Annotated in this window: 20 protein-coding genes and 1 tRNA gene; 8 read left to right on the forward strand and 13 right to left on the reverse strand. The window is 65.8% G+C overall.

From position 1 onward, the window contains the following. Window positions 1-3 precede the first annotated feature (3 nt). Window positions 4-420, reverse strand: a complete 417-nt coding sequence (locus tag SPHN_RS12520; RefSeq protein WP_248523796.1) for a DUF1489 family protein — start codon at window positions 418-420, stop codon at window positions 4-6. 31 nt (window positions 421-451) lie between these two features. Next, a complete protein-coding gene (mgtE, locus tag SPHN_RS12525; protein ID WP_248523798.1) occupies window positions 452-1,861 on the reverse strand; it encodes a magnesium transporter in 1,410 nt (469 codons plus the stop codon). A 109-nt stretch (window positions 1,862-1,970) separates the two neighbouring features. Here mgtE and SPHN_RS12530 point away from each other — a divergent pair, with 109 nt between their 5' ends. Then, entirely contained in the window at window positions 1,971-2,426 is a 456-nt protein-coding gene (locus SPHN_RS12530; RefSeq protein WP_248523800.1) for a peptidylprolyl isomerase, read from the forward strand. A 454-nt stretch (window positions 2,427-2,880) separates the two neighbouring features. Here SPHN_RS12530 and SPHN_RS12535 read toward each other — a convergent pair whose 3' ends face one another. Further along, the gene (locus tag SPHN_RS12535; protein WP_248523802.1) at window positions 2,881-3,765 is read right to left on the reverse strand and encodes a LysR substrate-binding domain-containing protein; all 885 of its coding nucleotides are present in this window, start codon (window positions 3,763-3,765) and stop codon (window positions 2,881-2,883) included. Window positions 3,766-4,051: 286 nt separating this feature from the next. Here SPHN_RS12535 and SPHN_RS12540 point away from each other — a divergent pair, with 286 nt between their 5' ends. Further along, window positions 4,052-6,325 carry a CDC48 family AAA ATPase gene (locus SPHN_RS12540; RefSeq protein WP_248523804.1) on the forward strand — a complete coding sequence of 758 codons (2,274 nt, stop codon included), beginning with the start codon at window positions 4,052-4,054 and terminating at the stop codon, window positions 6,323-6,325. A 270-nt stretch (window positions 6,326-6,595) separates the two neighbouring features. Beyond that, window positions 6,596-6,880 carry a hypothetical protein gene (locus tag SPHN_RS12545; protein WP_248523806.1) on the forward strand — a complete coding sequence of 95 codons (285 nt, stop codon included), beginning with the start codon at window positions 6,596-6,598 and terminating at the stop codon, window positions 6,878-6,880. 111 nt (window positions 6,881-6,991) lie between these two features. Here the strand turns inward: SPHN_RS12545 and SPHN_RS12550 are convergent, their stop codons facing one another. Together SPHN_RS12550 and SPHN_RS12555 are read right to left on the reverse strand one after the other, a co-directional pair. Continuing rightward, the gene (locus SPHN_RS12550) at window positions 6,992-8,326 is read right to left on the reverse strand and encodes an MFS transporter (protein ID WP_248524031.1); all 1,335 of its coding nucleotides are present in this window, start codon (window positions 8,324-8,326) and stop codon (window positions 6,992-6,994) included. Window positions 8,327-8,334: 8 nt separating this feature from the next. Continuing rightward, a complete protein-coding gene (locus SPHN_RS12555) occupies window positions 8,335-8,658 on the reverse strand; it encodes an antibiotic biosynthesis monooxygenase (RefSeq protein ID WP_248523808.1) in 324 nt (107 codons plus the stop codon). A gap of 191 nt (window positions 8,659-8,849) precedes the next feature. On the opposite strand from SPHN_RS12555, the gene SPHN_RS12560 reads away from it, so the two are divergent. Next, window positions 8,850-9,464, forward strand: a complete 615-nt coding sequence (locus SPHN_RS12560; RefSeq protein ID WP_248523810.1) for a class I SAM-dependent methyltransferase — start codon at window positions 8,850-8,852, stop codon at window positions 9,462-9,464. Window positions 9,465-9,784: 320 nt separating this feature from the next. Here SPHN_RS12560 and SPHN_RS12565 read toward each other — a convergent pair whose 3' ends face one another. Further along, window positions 9,785-10,945, reverse strand: coding sequence for a phospholipase D-like domain-containing protein (locus tag SPHN_RS12565; protein WP_248524033.1), 1,161 nt, complete (start codon window positions 10,943-10,945; stop codon window positions 9,785-9,787). A 129-nt stretch (window positions 10,946-11,074) separates the two neighbouring features. Between SPHN_RS12565 and rpoZ the strand changes: the two genes are divergently transcribed. After that, window positions 11,075-11,419, forward strand: coding sequence for a DNA-directed RNA polymerase subunit omega (gene rpoZ, locus SPHN_RS12570; RefSeq protein ID WP_055882033.1), 345 nt, complete (start codon window positions 11,075-11,077; stop codon window positions 11,417-11,419). Window positions 11,420-11,970: 551 nt separating this feature from the next. Here the strand turns inward: rpoZ and SPHN_RS12575 are convergent. Together SPHN_RS12575 and SPHN_RS12580 are read right to left on the reverse strand one after the other, a co-directional pair. After that, a complete protein-coding gene (locus SPHN_RS12575; RefSeq protein WP_056487962.1) occupies window positions 11,971-12,642 on the reverse strand; it encodes an RlmE family RNA methyltransferase in 672 nt (223 codons plus the stop codon). After that, a complete protein-coding gene (locus SPHN_RS12580; protein WP_432715088.1) occupies window positions 12,639-13,682 on the reverse strand; it encodes a Ppx/GppA phosphatase family protein in 1,044 nt (347 codons plus the stop codon). Before SPHN_RS12580 ends, SPHN_RS12575 begins: the two co-directional genes overlap by 4 nt. Window positions 13,683-13,867: 185 nt before the next feature. Here SPHN_RS12580 and SPHN_RS12585 point away from each other — a divergent pair. After that, window positions 13,868-13,941: transfer RNA gene (locus tag SPHN_RS12585), tRNA-Gln, on the forward strand. Between the two features lie 7 nt (window positions 13,942-13,948). Here SPHN_RS12585 and SPHN_RS12590 read toward each other — a convergent pair. The 5 genes from SPHN_RS12590 to SPHN_RS12610 form a co-directional block, all read right to left on the reverse strand. Then, window positions 13,949-14,419 (reverse strand): hypothetical protein, encoded by a 471-nt coding sequence (locus tag SPHN_RS12590; protein WP_248523814.1) that lies wholly within the window; start codon window positions 14,417-14,419, stop codon window positions 13,949-13,951. 60 nt (window positions 14,420-14,479) lie between these two features. Further along, window positions 14,480-14,950 carry a hypothetical protein gene (locus tag SPHN_RS12595; RefSeq protein ID WP_248523816.1) on the reverse strand — a complete coding sequence of 157 codons (471 nt, stop codon included), beginning with the start codon at window positions 14,948-14,950 and terminating at the stop codon, window positions 14,480-14,482. Between the two features lie 21 nt (window positions 14,951-14,971). Beyond that, window positions 14,972-15,319, reverse strand: a complete 348-nt coding sequence (locus SPHN_RS12600; protein WP_248523818.1) for a hypothetical protein — start codon at window positions 15,317-15,319, stop codon at window positions 14,972-14,974. Between the two features lie 34 nt (window positions 15,320-15,353). Next, complete coding sequence (locus tag SPHN_RS12605; protein WP_248523820.1) at window positions 15,354-15,884, reverse strand: helix-turn-helix domain-containing protein; 531 nt, start codon at window positions 15,882-15,884, stop codon at window positions 15,354-15,356. 276 nt (window positions 15,885-16,160) lie between these two features. Then, the gene (locus SPHN_RS12610) at window positions 16,161-16,790 is read right to left on the reverse strand and encodes a TlpA family protein disulfide reductase (protein WP_248523821.1); all 630 of its coding nucleotides are present in this window, start codon (window positions 16,788-16,790) and stop codon (window positions 16,161-16,163) included. 16 nt (window positions 16,791-16,806) lie between these two features. Between SPHN_RS12610 and argH the strand changes: the two genes are divergently transcribed. Together argH and SPHN_RS12620 are read left to right on the forward strand one after the other, a co-directional pair. Further along, window positions 16,807-18,174: an argininosuccinate lyase gene (gene argH, locus SPHN_RS12615; RefSeq protein WP_432715094.1), complete on the forward strand. Its 1,368-nt coding sequence runs from the start codon at window positions 16,807-16,809 to the stop codon at window positions 18,172-18,174. Then, entirely contained in the window at window positions 18,171-18,413 is a 243-nt protein-coding gene (locus tag SPHN_RS12620) for a hypothetical protein (protein WP_248523824.1), read from the forward strand. The genes argH and SPHN_RS12620 overlap by 4 nt, the downstream gene beginning before the upstream one ends. The last annotated feature ends 2 nt before the right edge of the window (window positions 18,414-18,415 follow it).

An 18,415-nucleotide genomic window follows, 5' to 3' on the forward strand; every position in this document is an offset into this window, starting at 1 on the left:
CCCTCAGATCAGCGCCAGTTCCGCCAGCTTCGTCATCAACGCCGGCGGCATGACATCCAGCCCGGTCGCGTCACCGCCCAGATCGAGCGGCGCATCAGCCCCCTCCAGATACCGCCACCCCTGGTGCGCGCGCTTGGGGCGGGCCTGGACCAGCACCAGCGTCGGATCGATGTGGATCGCGACGCGGCCGCCTTCCGCTTCGCCGAAGCCGAGGATCGGCGAGCGCGCGATCAGCTGGTGCTTCAGGATCCAGAACATCGAACCCCCCTCACCAACGGGCCCTGCCACCTCCTCGTGCCGTTTCGGCAGATAGCGCGTGGTCAGGAACACCGGCCCCTCCTGGCCGCGCAGGCGGAGCCGCTCGGCGAGGTGGTCGACGCTGTCCGCGCCGAACGCGACTTTGGTGAGGTGGAGCGGCATGGCGTTGGAAATGGGTCTTAAACTGCCCCGATCAACCGTGCAGACCCCATAATGACGCCAGCCCGAGGAACGAGAAGAACCCCATCGTATCGGTCATCGTCGTCACGAACACCGCCGACGACACCGCCGGATCGATCCGGAACTTGTCGAGCGTCACCGGCACCAGCACGCCGCTGAGCCCCGCGACGAGGTTGTTGGTCAGCATCGCCGCCGCGATCACGATCGACAAATTCTGGTTGTGGAAGATCACATACGTGCCGAAGCCGATCAGCGTCCCCAGCATCACGCCATTGGCGGCGGCGATCCTGAACTCGCGCCCGATCATGCGCGCGGTATTCGAGCTCGTCAGCTGGTTGGTCGCGAGCGCACGCACCACCACCGCCAGCGTCTGCGTGCCGGCATTGCCGCCCATCCCCGAGACGATCGGCATCAGCACCGCTAGCAGCGCAAAGCTCGCGATCGTTCCCTGGAACAGCCCGACGACGGACGACGCGACCATCGCGGTGCCGAGATTGACCACCAGCCACGTGAACCGCGTCCGCACCGTCAGCCGGATCGGCTCGTTGATGTCGCCATCGCCTGCACCGGCCAGCCGCAGCGAATCCTCGCCCGCCTCTTCGGAGATGATGTGGACGATGTCGTCGACCGTGATCATGCCGACCAGCCGGCCGCCGTGATCGACGACCGCGGCGGAGATCAGCGCGTATTTCTGGAAGCGCAGCGCGACTTCCTCCTGATCCATGTCGACCGGGATCAGAGTCTGCTCGCGCTTCATCACGTCGGCGATCGCGATCCCGCGCGGGGTACGCAGCATCCACGACAATTGGCACGTGCCGATCGGCTTGTGCGCGGGATCGACGACGAAGATTTCCCAGAAATCGGTCGTCAGTTCCTCATGCCCGCGCAGGTAATCGATCGCGTCGCCGACCGTCCAATGCTCGGGGACAGCGATCAGCTCGCGCTGCATCAGGCGGCCGGCGGATTCCTCGGCGTAGCTCAGCGCCTCCTCGATCGCGGCGCGATCGTCGGGATCGAGCGCGCGCAGAACCGCGCGCTGCTCGTCCTCGTCCATGTCCTCGATGATCGCGACCGCATCGTCGGTATCGAGTTCGGACGCGAGATCGGCGACCTGGTGCGGCTCGAGCGCATCGATCAGATCCTCGCGGACGTAATCGTTCATCTCGGCGAACACGTCGCCGCCGAGCAGGTCGGTGACCGCGCGTGCCAGCGCGGCGCGATCCTCCTGCGGGGTCAGCTCGAACAGATCGGCGATGTCGGCCGGATGCAGCGGCTCGACCAGCGCGCGCGCCGCTTCGTCATTGCCCTCCTCGACCGCATCGAGCACGGCCCGCACGAATTCGGGCCGCAAATGGTCGTCGCGGTCGAGCTGGGTCTCGGGCTGGGTTTCGGTTTCGACCTCGGGAAGCTCGAGTTCGCTCATGGCAGCCTCCCTTAAAAAGTGCGCGTTTGGGCCCTAACCCGGCCGGCGTGCATTTGCCAGTCGGAGTGCGGCTCCCTATCTGCGCCCCATCAATTCAGGAGAAGTTACAATGGCCGACACCCCCGAAACGCTGACGCTGACCCTCGAAGGCGGCGATGTCACGATCAAGCTGCGGCCGGATCTGGCCCCCAAGCACGTCGAGCGGATCGTCGAACTGGCCAATGACGGCTTCTACGACGGCGTCGTGTTTCACCGCGTGATCCCGGGCTTCATGGCGCAGGGCGGCGATCCGACCGGAACCGGCACCTCGGGTTCGGACAAGCCCAACCTCAAGGCGGAATTCTCGGCCGAGCCGCATGTTCGCGGCGTCTGCTCGATGGCGCGTACTAACCAGCCCGACACGGCGAACTCGCAGTTCTTCATCGTGTTCGACGACGCGCGCTTCCTCGACAAGCAGTACACCGTCTGGGGCGAAGTCACGAACGGCATGGACCTGGTCGACGCGCTGCCGAAGGGCGAGCCGCCGCGTAATCCGGGCAAGATCATCAAGGCACGCGCTGCCTGAAGGCTGCACCGGCGTAGCGAAGCTACGCCGGAGACAGCTGAAGCCGGCCGGCGGTGCAACGCTCCGTCCGACGGCGCGGCTTAGCCGCGACGCGCCTCGGGTTAGAAGCGTGTCGCGGCAGGCCACTAATGCTTCTAACTCCGACTCTGACCTCAACCCCACACGCCACCCGTCGTCCCAGCGAAAGCTGGGATTTCCCGGTTCGAGCCTCGCCGTTTCCCAACTGGGATATCCCAGCGTTCGCTGGGGTGACGGACAGGGGGCAGGGGGGCAGCTGCGAAGCAGGGGACAGAGGAGAAGCAGGGGACAGCAGCGAACAAGCACGCGCTGCGTAAGCATAATTCCCCTCCCGCTTGCGCGAGGGGCTAGGGGAGGGCGCGACGTACGTACCGGTGTCCGGTGTGTGAGGCACGCCCTCCCCCGACCCCTCCCGCAATCGGGAGGGGAGTAGCGGTCAGACTTCCGCTAACGTCCGGATCAGCCAGTCGTGGAACAGCTTCACCGGCTTGGCCTGCAACGCCCGCGGGCGGCAGACGAACCAGTAGCTGTACGGGCTCTCGACCTCGATATCGAACAGCCGCACCAGGCGCGGATCGTTCGCGTCCGCAAAATGGCTTGCGTGCATGAACGCAACGCCCAGCCCCTGCGCGGCCGCCTCCAGCATCAGTGCACCCGAATCGAAATGGTCGATCGCCAGCGGCTCGATATCGTCGAGCCCCGCCGCGGTCCGCCACGCCGAAAACGTATCGATCATGTCGCGGTGGACAAGCGCGGTCAGCGTTGTCAGCTGTTCGGGTCGCGTGATCGGGTCCGGCCGCTCCAGCAGGCTGCGCGCACCGATCACGTACACCGAATTGCGGTCGAGCCGCCGCGCGTAGAAGGCCGGATCGATCTCGCGCGACAGGGCGATCACCGCATCGAGCCCGTCCCCGAGTCGCGACACCAGATGCGCCGCGGTATCGATGTCGAGATGCAACTCCGGGTGCGTCGTGCGCAATTCGCCCAGTCGCGGAAACAGCTTCTGTGAGGCGTAAAGCGGCAGGATGCCGAGCCGCAGCCGCAGCACCTCGGTCGTGCTGGTCAGCGATTCGACTGCGTCCGACAGCGAATCGAGTACCGGTGCGATCTGTGCCAGCAACCGCTCGCCATCCGCATTCAGCACCATCGCCTGATGCCTGCGCGCGAACAATGGCTTGGCGATGAAGCGCTCCAGACTCTGCACGCGCCGGCTGAGCGCAGGCGCCGACAGCGCCAGATCCTCGGCCGCGGCCTTGATCGACCCCAGCCGCGCGACCTGCACGAACGCCTCGATAGCCCCCAGTGGCGGCAGCCTGCGCATGATTCCTCTTTCGACTCGACGCGTGTGACAAAGACCGCAGGACGCATTCAGCCATACGATTGCAGTTAGCGCAATCGTAGCTGATCCCTTCGCACTTGCAACATGAACCGTCTCGCCGCAAAAAGACCTCGCCTTTCAGGCATCCTCTCCTAAAAACTTTCATGGGCTGGCCTTCATTGGCCGGCCCTTTTTTTGTGCGTTTTCCATCCGGGAAGGCGATTTCAAGGCCTCGAACCATCGGAACCGGCGCCCTATGTCAGGCGCTACGAGTTCGAATGGAGTCGACATGCCCGACAGCGAAATCCCAACGCGGAAAATCCAGGTCGCCAATGCGCGTCCCGAGGATAGTGGCCGCGGCCTCGCGCATCTGCCGCGCGCATTGATGGCGACGCTCGGGATCGGCGAAGGCGACGTGATCGAAATCCTGGGCAAGCAGAACACGCCCGCGCGCGCCGTCGGGCCGTATCCCGAGGACGAGGGTCTCGACATCCTCCGCATCGACGGGCTCCAGCGTGCGAACGCCGGCGTAGGCTCGGGCGATTTCGTTGAGGTGCGGAAAGCCGAATCGAAGCCTGCGACGCGCGTCGTCTTTGCCCCCGCGCAGCAGAACCTCCGCCTCCAGGGCTCGACCAACGCACTCAAGCGCACCTTCCTCGGTCGGCCGATCTGCCAAGGTGACATCGTCGCGACCGCAGGGCACCAGCGCGTCGGCAACATGCCGCCCAACGTCCAGCAGTTCATGAACGCGCCGGCATACGCGCTCCAGGAGATCCGCCTCGCGGTGATCGCCGCCAGCCCCAAGGGCGTGGTGCATATCGACGAGAACACCGAGATCGAACTGCGCTCCGAATACGAGGAGCCGCAGGCCGCGCGTCGTGCCGACGTCACCTATGACGACATCGGCGGCATGGCGCAGACGATCGACCAGTTGCGCGAGATGGTCGAACTGCCGCTCCGTTACCCCGAGCTGTTTCAGAGGCTCGGCGTCGATCCACCCAAGGGCGTGTTGCTGCATGGCCCTCCCGGCACCGGCAAGACCCGCCTCGCGCGCGCCGTCGCCAACGAATCCGACGCGCAGTTCTTCCTGATCAACGGCCCCGAGATCATGGGCTCGGCGTACGGCGAGTCCGAGTCGCGCCTCCGCGAGGTCTTCGAGGAAGCGGCTAAGGTAGCGCCTTCGATCGTGTTCATCGACGAGATCGATTCGATCGCGCCGAAGCGTGGCCAGGTGTCTGGCGAGGCGGAAAAGCGTCTCGTCGCGCAGTTGCTGACGTTGATGGACGGTCTCGAGTCGCGCGCGAACCTCGTCGTGATCGCCGCCACCAACCGTCCAGAGGCGATCGACGAAGCGCTGCGTCGTCCGGGTCGGTTCGACCGTGAGATCGTCGTCGGCGTGCCCGACGAGCGCGGCCGTCGCGAGATCCTCGGCATCCACGCACGCGGCATGCCGCTCGGCGACCGTGTGGACCTCGATGAACTGGCGCGGACCACCTATGGCTTCGTCGGTGCCGACCTCGCCGCGCTCGCTCGCGAGGCGGCGATCGAGGCGGTCCGCCGGATCATGCCGAAGCTCAATCTCGAGGAGCGGACGATCCCGCCCGAAGTGCTCGACGAATTGTCGGTCACGCGCGAGGATTTCCTCGGGGCGCTCAAACGAGTCCAGCCGTCGGCGATGCGCGAAGTCATGGTGCAGGCGCCGACGGTGCGCTGGGCCGATGTCGGCGGTCTCGACGACGCGCAGATGCGTCTGAAGGAGGGCGTCGAACTCCCGCTCAAGAACCCCGACGCGTTCCGTCGGCTGGGTATCCGTCCGGCCAAGGGCTTCCTGCTCTACGGGCCGCCGGGGACCGGCAAGACGTTGCTGGCAAAGGCGGTCGCACGCGAGGCGGAGGCGAACTTCATCGCCACCAAATCGTCCGACCTGCTCAGCAAATGGTATGGCGAGAGCGAGCAGCAGATCGCCCGTCTGTTCCAGCGCGCACGGCAGGTTGCGCCCTGCGTGATCTTCATCGACGAACTCGACTCGCTGGTGCCTGCGCGTGGCTCGGGTGCCGGCGAGCCGCAGGTCACCGAGCGCGTCGTCAACACGATCCTCGCCGAGATGGATGGGCTGGAAGAGTTGCAATCGGTCGTCGTGATCGGCGCGACCAACCGGCCGAACCTGATCGACCCGGCGTTGCTGCGGCCGGGCCGGTTCGATGAACTCGTCTATGTCGGCGTTCCGGACAAGGCAGGCCGCCGCCGCATCCTCGGCATCCAGACGCAGAAGATGCCGCTGGCGTCGGACGTCGATCTCGATCGGCTCGCGGATCGTACGGATCGTTTCTCCGGTGCGGATCTGGAGGACGTTGTCCGCCGCGCGGGCCTGGTGGCGTTGCGTCGCTCGATCGACTCGGCCGACGTGACGATGGCCGACTTCGAAGGTGCGCTGAAGGAGTCCCGCGCCAGCGTGACGCCGGAGACCGAACGCGAATACGAACAGATGGCCGCCCGCCTGAAGCAGGACGCCACGGCGATCCAGCCGATCGGTTTCGCCTTTCCCGCTAAGAGTGCGGAATGACTAGCGCCCCCCTCCCGGCGGAGGGGGGCTACCCCATCGGCGATACGGGTCTGCGGCGCTATACGTTGACATTACGTCATGCCGCACCGATGTAACTTTCATGTACGCTCCTGCGACACATAAGCGTTTCCGCGACCATTCCGGGCAACTCGCCGCACGTGGTTAGCCCGAGCTCGCGGCTATAGGCCGTTCGAGTTCGGGCTTTATTCGATCTGACCTTTGGGACGTGCTCTGCACGCCCATGATCTCGAGTAAAACGGAAACCACATCATGTCAGACTCCGCCTCGAAATCCGGCGATCATCCGTCGGTGCGCCAGGACATAGACGATCACGCTCCTTCGCCTCAGCCCTTTTTGCGGATGCGGCCAAGGCATTTCTTTTCCAACAAGTTCGACATGGATATCGTCGAAGACTATTCGGAATCGGATGCGAACGAGCATTCCGTGCAGCGGCCGAAATGGCTGAGCCGACTTATCCAGATGAATTTGTTGTTGATGATCCTGCTGATCGGCGTGCCGGTGCTTTTGTACTGCATCATGGTTTCCGCAAAATAGCGGACGGTTGCGAGCCGGCAGACCAAAGCACAAGCATCGCCTGACCGAGTGGAGGGCCGCACGCGCAACGATGACGTGTGCGGCCAGAAATGCATTTCGGGCCGATCCGTTCTAACTGTCCCTGGCATCCTTCAGCGACACCCAGGCATAGGCGATCATCACGACGCATGCCGCGCCCGCGACGAGGTACGGCAGCGAGTGTTGCGCCTCGTACAGCCCGACGCCGATCGATGGGCCCAGCACGAAGCTTGCGCCGTTTATGGACGTCACCTTGCCCGCGACCGAGCCTTGCGCGTTGGCGCCGACCGCGAGCGACGAGCCTGCGGTGAAGCCCGGTCGCGTGAAACCGAAGCCCAGGCTGGCCAGCGCATAGGCGGTGGCGATCGTGTAGAGCGATGTCGCGATGCCGGTCAGTGCGGTGCCCGCCGCCGCCAGCACGAGCCCGGTCAGCACGAGCTGGCGCGGAGTCATGTTGAGACGCGGGATAATGCCCCATTGCGCGAGCAGCGCGGCGCCTGCGCCCATCATCAGGACGATGCCGGTCGGTTCCAGCGCCAGCGCAGGGGCGAGGTGGAGGCGGTCGATCACGAGGAAGCCGATCGCCTGCCCGGTCATCGCCTGCGCGTGACCCATCACCAGTCCGGCGATCATCCAGGCGCGGATGCGGGGGTCGGTGTAGCCGACATGCTCGACATGCGATCCGGTGGCGGCGGCGACCGAGGCGCCGGTCGGGGCGCCGCCGATCGAGGGATAGGCCGAACTCGCGCCGTGCGTCTCGTGCGGGGCGACGATCTTGTCGTCGGGCAGCATCCGTCGGACCGTGATCCACACCGCCACCCCGAACACCGCGAACAGGAACGCCGGGCCGGCCAGCCCGATCTCGACCCCGCCGATCGAGCCGAGGATCAGATACGGTGCGATCGCAGGCCCCAATATGGTGCCGAGCCCGAACGCCGAGGCGAGGAGGGTCAGCGCCTTGGTCCGTTCCTCACGCGTCGTCTCGCCCGCGACGAGCGCCTGTACCGCCGGCGGGGCAGCCGCACCGAACGTTCCGTAGATCAGCCGGCCGCCTATAAAGCAGAGGAATGCCGCGGTGCCGCCGATCCACGCGTTGATCCCGGCCAGCAGGAACACGCCGCACAGCGCGAGCGACACGCTGAACCCGCCGACGCCGAGCAGGATCATCGCGCGCCGGCCGTGCCGGTCCGACCGGTTCGCCCAGAACGGCGCGGCGATCACCCACAGCAGTGCCGACACCGAGAACGCCGCCGCCACCGCGCTGTCGGCGACCCCGAGCGAGCGACCTAGCGCGGGCAGTACCGATTGCAGCGCGGTGTTGCCCGCCGCGATCGTGAGCATCACGAGAAACATCAGCGCGAAGCGGCGGTCGATCTTCGGGCTTTCGGTCGCCCCGCCGATCGCCCCGCCGATCACCCCACCAATCATCCCGCCGATCATGGTCGCGCCCAGGCATAGCCGCGCTCGACGCGCGCGATGGTCACCGAATAGCGATCGTACCACAGCGCCCGCCCGCGCTCGCGAATCGCGGCATGCTCGGCGTTGTCGCGCCACGCGATCGCAGCGGCGTCGTCCGCCCAGTAGCTGACGGTGATTCCCATGCCGTCCGCCTCGCGCGCGCTATCGACTCCGCGATAGCCCGGCTGCGCAGCGGCTAGCGCGTCCATCGCCGCCGCGGCCTCGGCATAGCCGATCATGTCCGCGCCGTTACGAAACGACACGAAAATGGCCGCCACTTGTCCTGTTCGATCGTCGTGCATGGCCTGTGCTTAAGCGATGCCGCAGGCTTGGCAACGGCGTTGGCGCTCGGCGGAACCACTTGTCGCCGTACGACTTCCACTTCGGTTCGTCGCCGCATGCAACCCGCGGCCCTTGAAACGCGTTCGGAATTCGTGCGACGGGAGGGGCAAAGCTCCGCCACCGTGCGGGACCCCTGATCGTAAGGAACACGATGCCCAGTTCGACCACCGCCACCCGGCGTGCACGCAGTCGCCCCGCCGGCGTGCCGTCCCCGTGGCAGATGTTTTTTTCAGGCTTCCTGAAACATCCGGTCATGGTCGGATCGATCGTGCCGTCGTCGGACAAGCTGATTCGGAAAATGCTCGACCCGGTCGACTGGGCAAACTGCAAGCTGTTCGTCGAATACGGCCCGGGCGTCGGCACCTTCTGCCGCCCGATCCTCGACCGGATGGCACCCGACGCCAAGCTGGTGGTGATCGATACGAACCCCGAGTTCATCCAGTATCTGCGCCACACGATCACCGACCCGCGCTTTTTCGCGGTGCTGGGGTCGGCGGACGAGGTCGAGACGATCGTCGCCGATCACGGCTTCGAGAAGGCGGATTATGTGCTGTCCGGGCTGCCGTTTTCGACACTGCCCCCCGGTGTAGGCCCGGCGATCGCGACCGCGACGCACTCGGTTCTGCGCACCGGCGGCGCGTTCCTGGTCTATCAGTTCTCGCCCAAGGTGAAGGACTTCCTGACGCCGCACTTCGACTCGATCGACCACGACATGGAGTGGTGGAACGTGCCCCCGGCGCAGTTGTATTGGGCGTGGAAGGACTGACGCAGGCGCGGCAACGTCCGCGCCGTTGCGCGCAGTGCAGCGTCAGGCCCGGCCGGCGGGTCGGCTAAGCCGAACCCGTCCGACGGCAGCTTTGCCGTCGGCGCCGAGTGCGTCGCGAATGCACCCAGAATCCACTGCTCATCCCGACCCCGACACCTCACCCCCCAAGCTTCGTCACCCCAGCGAAAGCTGGGGTATCTCGGTTCGAGCCCATGCCCGCTTCAACGGGGATACCCCAGCTTTCGCTGGGGTGACGGGTTGTGGACGGGCGTGACGATTGATCAGGCGGTCGGCGTTTGAGCAGGTCGATCAGGCGCGGCCTATTCGTCGATCCCGAAGTTCAGTCCACGCGACAAGCTCGGGTCCACCACCGCGACCACGAAATACGCACCGAGCTGCTTCAACCGCTGCACCCAGCCGGTGTTCGCCTGGTACAGCGCCTTGGTCACCTCGGTCGATTTCGCCACTTCGCCGTCGATATACCCCCGGACATGCGCGGCGAACGCCGCATCCTCGATCCGCAGCATCAACTCGAGGTTGATGAACAGGCTGCGCATGTCGAAATTCGCCGAGCCGACATGGACCGCGTCGTCGATCACATACAGCTTCGTGTGCAGCTTGGTCGGCTGGTATTCGAACACCCGCACGCCCTTCCGCAACAGCCCCGCATAGGTGAACCGCGCGGCGGCGATCGTCGCGTTGTTGTCCGATTTGCTGGCCGTGACGATCCGCACGTCCGCCTGCCGACGCCCGGCCTTGTCGAGCCGCCGCAGCAGCGCGGGGCTGGGCGTGAAATAGCCGGCAATGATGTCGATCCGTCGTCCGGCACGCATGTCGTCGCGTACCGCGCGCGCCCAGGGCGACAGCTTCCGCGTCGGTCCGCCGATCAGCCACCGTGTTGTGCCCTTGGTCTCGCTCCAGCGCGACAGCGCGGCATTCAGCCGGCGCAGCTTGCCCTTGGGCTCGTGGATCCAGTCCTTCAAGGCGTCGAAATACCCGGCCAGCCGGCCTGCCGCCGGCCCCTCGACCAGCAGACCGAGGTCGCGCCAGGCCTGTTCGGCGGCGGTGCCGAAATAACCGTCCTCGATGTTGAAGCCGCCGATGATCATCCGCGCTTCGTCGGCGAGCGCGAGCTTCTGGTGGTTGCGCAGCAAATAGCGGCGGCCGAACCGTGCAGAGAACCGGCAGACGGAGATGCCGACGGTTTCCAGCGGTTCGAAAAACGCGTCGGGGGCATCGTCGCTGCCGAAGCCGTCGACGATCAGCGCGACGTCGACCCTGCGCTTGGCGGCGGCGATGAGCGCGGCGTTGACGCGCTTGCCCGACTCGTCGTCGGCGTAGATGTAATAGAGTATGCGCAGGGTGCGCTCGGCGCCGTCGATCAGCGCGAGCACCGCGTCGAGGCGGCGCGGGCCGGTATCGAGCAGCGTCATCTGGTTGCCGTCGACGGCGAATGTCGGCTGTTCGGTGGGATCGTCCATGGCGTGCGTGATGGACATGGGGGGCTCGAGTGGCAACCCAGGGACGCTGATCCGCGCAATTCTTGACTTTGCGGGCTACCCCCCCTAGGCGACGCATTCTCATTCTATCGTTGTTACGAAGGAAGCCGCATGGCGCGCGTTACCGTCGAGGATTGTGTCGACAAGATCCCCAACCGGTTCGACCTGGTGTTGTTCGCGGCCCAGCGTGCGCGCCAGATCTCGGGCGGCGCCGAACTGACGCTCGACCGCGACCGCGACAAGAACCCGGTCGTCGCGCTGCGCGAGATCGCCGACGAGAACGTCAAGCCAGCGCATCTCAAGGAACAGGTCATCCAGGGCTTGCAGAAGGTTCGCGTCGACGACGACGACGAGGTCGACGCCGTTGGCAGCCTGGCAGCTTCGGCCGAAGCGTTGCGTCTTACCGCTGCTGCGCCGCCGCGGAACCAGAATCTTGGGGCGGATTACGAGGGTTGAGGCAGCGGGATTAGCGAAAGCTAATCCGCGGCTCGGCCGAAACCCCGGCCGGCGGGCATCGCCCGACCGACGACGCGGCTTTGCCGCGGCGCGCGAAACAGAGAGAGCCCGTGGACCCAAGTCCGCGGGCTTTTTCTATACCCTCTCCCTGAAGGGGAGAGGGAAGGGGCCCGCGGCGACTTCGCCGTGGGAAGGGTGAGGGCACGCGTGGGATGGTCCAGCCCCTCGTCATTCCCGCGGAGGCGGGAACCCATATTGGCTAGGCTCTCGTAGGATCGTAGACGCCTGAGCATATGGATCCCCGCCTGCGCGAGGATGACGATGACGCGAGTTACGAGCCAAGTTTCAGACGGGCTAACTGCCCACCCCATTGTTCTCCCGCGAAGGCGGGAGCCCAGTCTGGATCCCCGCCTTCGCGGGGAAACAAGCTTATTCGTAATCTGCTGCTGCGCCTCGGACTACCCTAAGGCAGGGCGCCACGGCGAAGCCGTGTCGTCAGTCGTTGCTGCGCAACGCTGGCCGGCGTCGGTCCGCGACGCGGATTAGCCACGCTAATCCGCTGACCGACCCTTAAACCCCTGTGCCACCACGAACCACTCGACCGACCCCTTGCGGCTCGCCGGTGGCTTGGCATGCTTCACCGTCTTGAAGTTCCGCTTCATCTCCGCGACCAGCTCGGAATCCGCACCGCCCGCGAACACCTTCGACACGAAGGTCCCACCCGGCTCCAGCACCTCGCATGCAAAATGCAGCGCGGTTTCGACCAGCGCCATCGTCCGCAAGGCATCGGTCTGCGGATGCCCGACGGTGTTCGCCGCCATGTCCGACAGCACCAGATCCGGTGCGCCGCCCAGCGCCTCGATCAGCTTGCCAGGGGCTGCGTCGTCGAGGAAATCCATTTCGAAGATCGTCACGCCTTCGATCGGATCGACCGGGAGCAGGTCGATGCCCACGACCGTCGCCTTGGGGATCCGCCGTCGGATCACCTGCGCCCAGCCGCCCGGCGCGAGACCGAGATCGACCACGCGCTTCGATCCCCGGATCAGCTCGAACCGCTCGTCCAGCTCGATCAGCTTGTACGCCGCGCGACTGCGATAGCCGTCGGCCTTGGCACGCTTCACATACGGATCGTTCAGCTGCCGCTCTAGCCAGCGCGTCGACTGCGCGGTCCGCTTGCGCGCGGTGAGCACGCGGACATGCCCGCCGGAGCCGCCGCGGCTCATGCCGTCGCTCCCGTGGCTTTGCCGGGCTTGGGCGAGCCCATCAAGCCGCGCAGTATGCCTTCGCGAATACCGCGGTCGGCGATGCCGAGCCGTTCGGCGGGCCACAAATCCATGATCGTCTCCAAAATCGCACAGCCCGCGACCACCAGGTCGGCGCGCTCGTTGCCGATGCACGGCAGCTTGGCGCGCTCCGTGATCGACATATGGGAAAGGTCGGCGCTGATCCGCCGCATCGCCGACGCGGGTACGATCAGCCCGTCGACCACCGACCGGTCGTAATGGCTCAGCCCGAGATGCACGCTGCCGAGCGTCGTCACCGTGCCGCTGGTGCCAAGCAACCGCGGCCGCTCGATATGCCGCGGCAGGCGGCTCGCAAACCCAGCGAAACTGTCCGCCACGACCTGCCGCATCTTCGCATACGCGGCACGGCGACCGTCTTCGCCCTCGCCACCGCCGGCATGCTCGGTCAGCGACACCACGCCCCACGGCGCCGAATGCCAGTCAAGCACGGTCGGAACAGGCGTCGAGGTATCGATCAGCACCAGCTCGGTCGATCCGCCGCCGATATCGAATACGAGCGCGGGATCCTCCCCCGGCTCGATCAGCGCATGGCAGCCGAGCACCGCCAACCGCGCCTCTTCCTCGGCAGAAATGATGTCGAGGTGGATCCCCGTCTCGGCCAATGCGCGCGCGATGAAGTCCGGCCCGTTCGACGCCTGCCGACACGCCTCCGTCGCGACCGATCGCGCCAGCGTGACGTTACGCCGCTGCAACTTGTCCGAACACACGCGTAGAGCGGCGATCGTCCGCTCGATCGCCGCGTCGCTCAACTTGCCGGTCGACGCCAGGCCCTCGCCCAGCCGCACGATTCGCGAGAACGCGTCGATCACCGCGAACCCGCCAGCCTGGGGCCGCGCGATCAGCAATCTGCAATTGTTGGTGCCAAGATCGAGCGCGGCAAACGCCTGCGCATCGGCCCACCGCCCACGAGAGGGCCGGGTCATCGCCGGACGGGCAGGACCACCCTGCCGGAACGGCATTCGGGCGGAAACATCCCCCATCGCCGTAAAACTCGCTATCTATGTCTGCCGCCGCGGGAAAATACCCGCCCGGTGCTTGATCACGAATGTAGCGCGGCGGCGCGATTACGCAAGCGACGTGGCACATCGGCAACATCTTGGCGTTGACAGCGCCAAACCGCCCGCCTAGATCGCGCCCTCGCTGATGCCCCGTCGTCTAATGGTAAGACTGCGGTTTCTGATACCGCCTATTGAGGTTCGAATCCTCACGGGGCATCCAGCGCTCCCTAAATTTTCTGCAGAAATTGCAGCATCCTGGTCAGGGCGTCGTTGGTTAAGCCGAGGGAGCGTTCGGATAGCGTTGCGGTCTGTGGCCAGCAGGTAATCAGCCCGCGATGCTCGAGCGTGAGCAGCCAACGTCGGACCGCGACTTCGGATAGCCCGGTAGTCGCCCGTACCGTGTCGATCGTCAGCGGCTTGCCTTCTTCATAGGCGATGAACAAGCCGAGCAATATGTCCCAGGCCGGATCGTGGAACAGCGCACGCACTGGTGCGAAGGCGGCGGATCGCGCCTGTTGCTGATGCATCAGGGCGCGGGCACGGTCGAGTTCGGTCGGCGTGGACGGATCGACACCAGGCATGGTGCTTGCGGCACGGGTGGAGGTACCGGACGGTATGGGCGCCGGCGCGCCTTCTGTGGGTACGGGATCAGGTGATGGGTGCTGCGCTGGGTAACGCAGCCGAAGGGGGTCGCTCATCGGCGTCGCTCCATGTCTTGTAATCAGTATCGGTGAATGTTGCCGGGACTCGTGGCGGGCTCAGCGCGGCGATTTCGCGACACTCGACGCGCTTGGCGACCAGTCCGGGTCGCAACCCTGTGACGATCGCCGTCGTCGATGGCGTTCGGTGCCGACGATCAACACGGCGAGCATCGGATAGGCGATCTTGCTAATCGCCGCCGCGTACATCCACGGTACCAGTGTCGGATCATACGCCCTCACGCCGTGCACCGCGATTGCGAGGAGATGCAGCGCGCTGATCCAGATCGGCCAGAACCGGTTCGCGAACATCGCGACGGCGATCAACCCACCCAGCAGGACGACATCGACCGACAGCAGCGCGCCGTCGACCGAGCGGAACGCCGGCCGGACCGAAAATGCCACCATGCTTGAGACGATCGCCGCGAGCAGGAATGCCGCAGCGACGATCCTTTCCGGCAAGCCGCCATGACGAAACGCGAACCAGCATGTCGCCAGCGCAACGGCATAATAGACCAGAATGTGGATCATCGCGCGCGATCCGCCCGGTCTTCAGGCTGCCGCGGCAACGATCGAGAGATGATGATCGTCCGCGCCGGCGAAGAAGGCCTGATCAGGTTTGGGCAGACCATCGCCGAAACCGACGAATTTGCCGATCCTTTCGGCACCGCGATGGGCGGCGATGACGTGGCCTTGTGCCTGGGCGATCGCGGCCATTGTGGCACCGAGTTCGTGGACGACGGGTTGAGCGATCCGAGGGGTTACGCCGGCGCTGCCGCCGAACGTCGTCGTTGCGACCGCGAGGTGCGAGCAGATCGCAAAGGCTTCGGCCAATTGGGCTTCGAGCCTATTCAGCAGGACGCCGATGTCCTTGCCGGTCCGCGTGAGCTGTGGGTCCATGCGATTCTCCGCCTAATGCGGCCTTCCCGATCGGTTAACCTGACAAGCGCCCCAGCCGTTCGATCAACTCGGCGAGCACCGTAAGACCGCTTGCAAGCATGCCGAAGCCGATTGCGAGGATCACTGCGATAGCCGGTATCCAAAGCAGCCTCGCTACGACGGGAAGGTCGTTGCTGCGCTGCCCTGCACGACGGATCGGAAGTAGTCTCGAAAAAGTCGCCGGCCTGACTGTGCCGGCATCGCGAGATACCTCCGGGTCGATCACCGGCTGCCGGAGTTCTGTCACGGGAGAGGCAGACGCGGACACCCATGGAGATTGCCCCCCGGAATGTCCGGGGTCGCCGATCGGACGGTCGTCGACGCATTCGTGCTTCGCGAACATGCGCGCGGCATCGCCGCGGTCGACGGCGCCCAGAATACGGACCGCTTCGGCAATATACCCGTCGACGGTGCCCGGCGCGATACCGAGATCGGCGGCGATCTGCTTGGTCTTGCGGAGTGCTGCGACACCGCGGAGCACATCGCGGTGGCGATTGGATAGCCGGGCGATACGGGGTTCGGTCATCTCATCCCCTTTCGCCGGGTAGGTTCCACGGTAGATCGAGCATTTTCCTAAGGGGCTGACGGCCGTGGAAGCAACTGGGCTGTTGGCTCACCCCCCCTATGACGGCACGCCAAGCCGGTACGCGCGCTGAAGCTCGGCTCGTCGTATTTGGATCAGTCTCTGCCCGGTTTACACATTTTTTCGTCATTCGTGCGTTAGGACGGGGGTGCCGGCTCGCCATCAACCTTTGGCTCGTCACCAAGGCGAGTCGGCACACTGCTCCGTCGTGCGGAGGGATTAAGACGCCTCCGTGATGAGCTTGGCCGCGGCGGGTGTGTTCCATTCATAGCCGCCGGTCATCCGCCAGACTTCCTTGCCCGCCGAATCGTAGAGGATCGTGGTCGGCAGGTTCGCCTGATAGGCGAGGCTGAGGCCGAGCTTCGGATCTAGATACGGCTGCAGCGTCGTGAACTTCTTCTCGGCGAAGAACGGCGTCACCTTTTCCGCGCCCTGCATGTCCTGGCTGACCGCGATCACCTGCACCTTGCTAGCGAGCGATTTCGCCGCGGCGTCGAGCGTCGGCATTTCCGCGACGCACGGCGCGCACCAGGTGGCCCACAGGTTGAGCAGCAACGGCTTGCCCTTGAACGAGGCGAGCGTGACCGGCTTGCCGTCGGGGGCGGTGAAGGCGACCGCCGGGCCGGTCTCGCCCTTGTGGCTGCGGTCGAGCTTTTCGGTGCTGGCGGCGGGGCCGGTCGCTTCGTCGGGCGCGGGGCCGGGCGCGACCTCGTCGGCGGACGCCGTGTTCGCCGCGACGACGTTTGCTTGCTCCGGCGCGGGCGATTTCCTATCGCAGCCGGCGACCAGCAGGCCCATCCCGGCAAGACAGGCGATCGGCAGCGAATTGAACACAGGACGCGAGAACATGGACGGTTCCAATTCGATGTGGGGTGGGCGGTTCGCCGAGGGGCCGGCAGCGGTCATGCGCGAGATAAACGCCTCCATTCCCTTCGACAAGCGGCTCTGGCAGCAGGATATTGCCGGCTCGAAGGCGCATGTCGCGATGCTCGGCAAGCAGGGCATCGTATCGGCGGAGGATGCCGCGACGATCTCCGCCGGGCTCGACACGGTGGCGGCGCATTATGTCGAGCATGGCGTCGAGGAGGATCTGGTCCTCGAAGATATTCATATGCAGACCGAGGCGCGGCTCGCCGAGGCGATCGGTCCGGTCGCGGGGCGGCTGCACACCGCTCGCTCGCGCAACGACCAGGTCGCGACCGATTTCCGGCTCTGGGTGCGCGATGCGATCGACCAGGCGCTGGCGGCGCTCGGCGAGTTCCAGGCGGCATTGCTGACCCGTGCAGAAGAGCATGCCGCGAGCGTGATGCCCGGGTTCACGCACCTCCAGTCTGCGCAGCCGGTAACGCTCGGGCATCACCTGATGGCGTACCACGCGATGATTTCGCGCGACGTCGGGCGGTTCGTGGATGCCCGCGCAAGGATGAACCGTTCGCCGCTCGGTTCGGCCGCGCTGGCGGGTACGGGCTTTCCGATCGACCGGGAGATGACGGCGAAGGCCCTGGGCTTCGACGGGCCGATGACCAACTCGCTCGACGGCGTCAGCGACCGTGATTTCGCGATCGAATATCTCACCGCCGCGACGCAGACTTCGCTGCATTTGTCGCGGCTCGCCGAGGAGTTCGTGCTGTGGGCGTCGCAGCCGTTCGGCTTCGTCGCGCTGAGCGATCAATGGTCGACCGGCAGCTCGATCATGCCGCAGAAGCGCAATCCCGATGCGGCCGAGCTGGTGCGCGGCCATGCGGGGCGCATCCTCGGCTGCATGACCGCACTGATGGTGACGATGAAGGGCCTGCCGCTCGCCTATTCGAAGGACATGCAGGACGACAAGCCGCCGGTGTTCGAGGCGCACGACCTGCTCGCGCTGTCGATCGCGGCGATGACCGGGATGGTCGAGAGCGCGACGTTCCGCACCGATCGGATGCGCGGGCTGGCCGAGAGCGGCTTTGCGACCGCGACCGATCTCGCCGACTGGCTGGTGCGCGAGGCGGGGCTGCCGTTCCGCGAGGCGCATCATGTCACCGGGCGCTGCGTCAAGCTGGCGGAAGAGCGCAAGGTGGCGCTCGATGCGTTGCCGATCGACGACTTGAAGGCAATCGATGCGCGGATCGACGAACGCGTGTACGGCGTGCTCTCGGTCGACGCGTCGGTCGCCAGCCGGACCAGCTTCGGCGGCACTGCGCCCGACAATGTGCGCGCTGCGATCCGTGCAGCTCGGGGCGATACGGCATGAAACGGCTTTTTGGCATCGTGGGACTGGCGCTGGCTCTGTCGGGTTGCGGCGCAGCGGACGGGCTCGTCCCGGCGGAGGGCAAGACGCTCCCGGTCGCGCCCTATGGTGCGAAGACCCAGCCGACCGCCGCGGAGCTGCTCACGCCTACCACGCAGCAACGCCCGCAGCGCAGCGACGAGCTGCTGACCAAATCCGACGAGCGACGCAGCGACGAGTTCGACCTGCCGCCGCCAAATTGAAG

Origin of the sequence: Sphingomonas faeni (genome assembly GCF_023195535.1) — a bacterium.
Taxonomy (GTDB): Bacteria; Pseudomonadota; Alphaproteobacteria; order Sphingomonadales; family Sphingomonadaceae; genus Sphingomonas; species Sphingomonas faeni_B.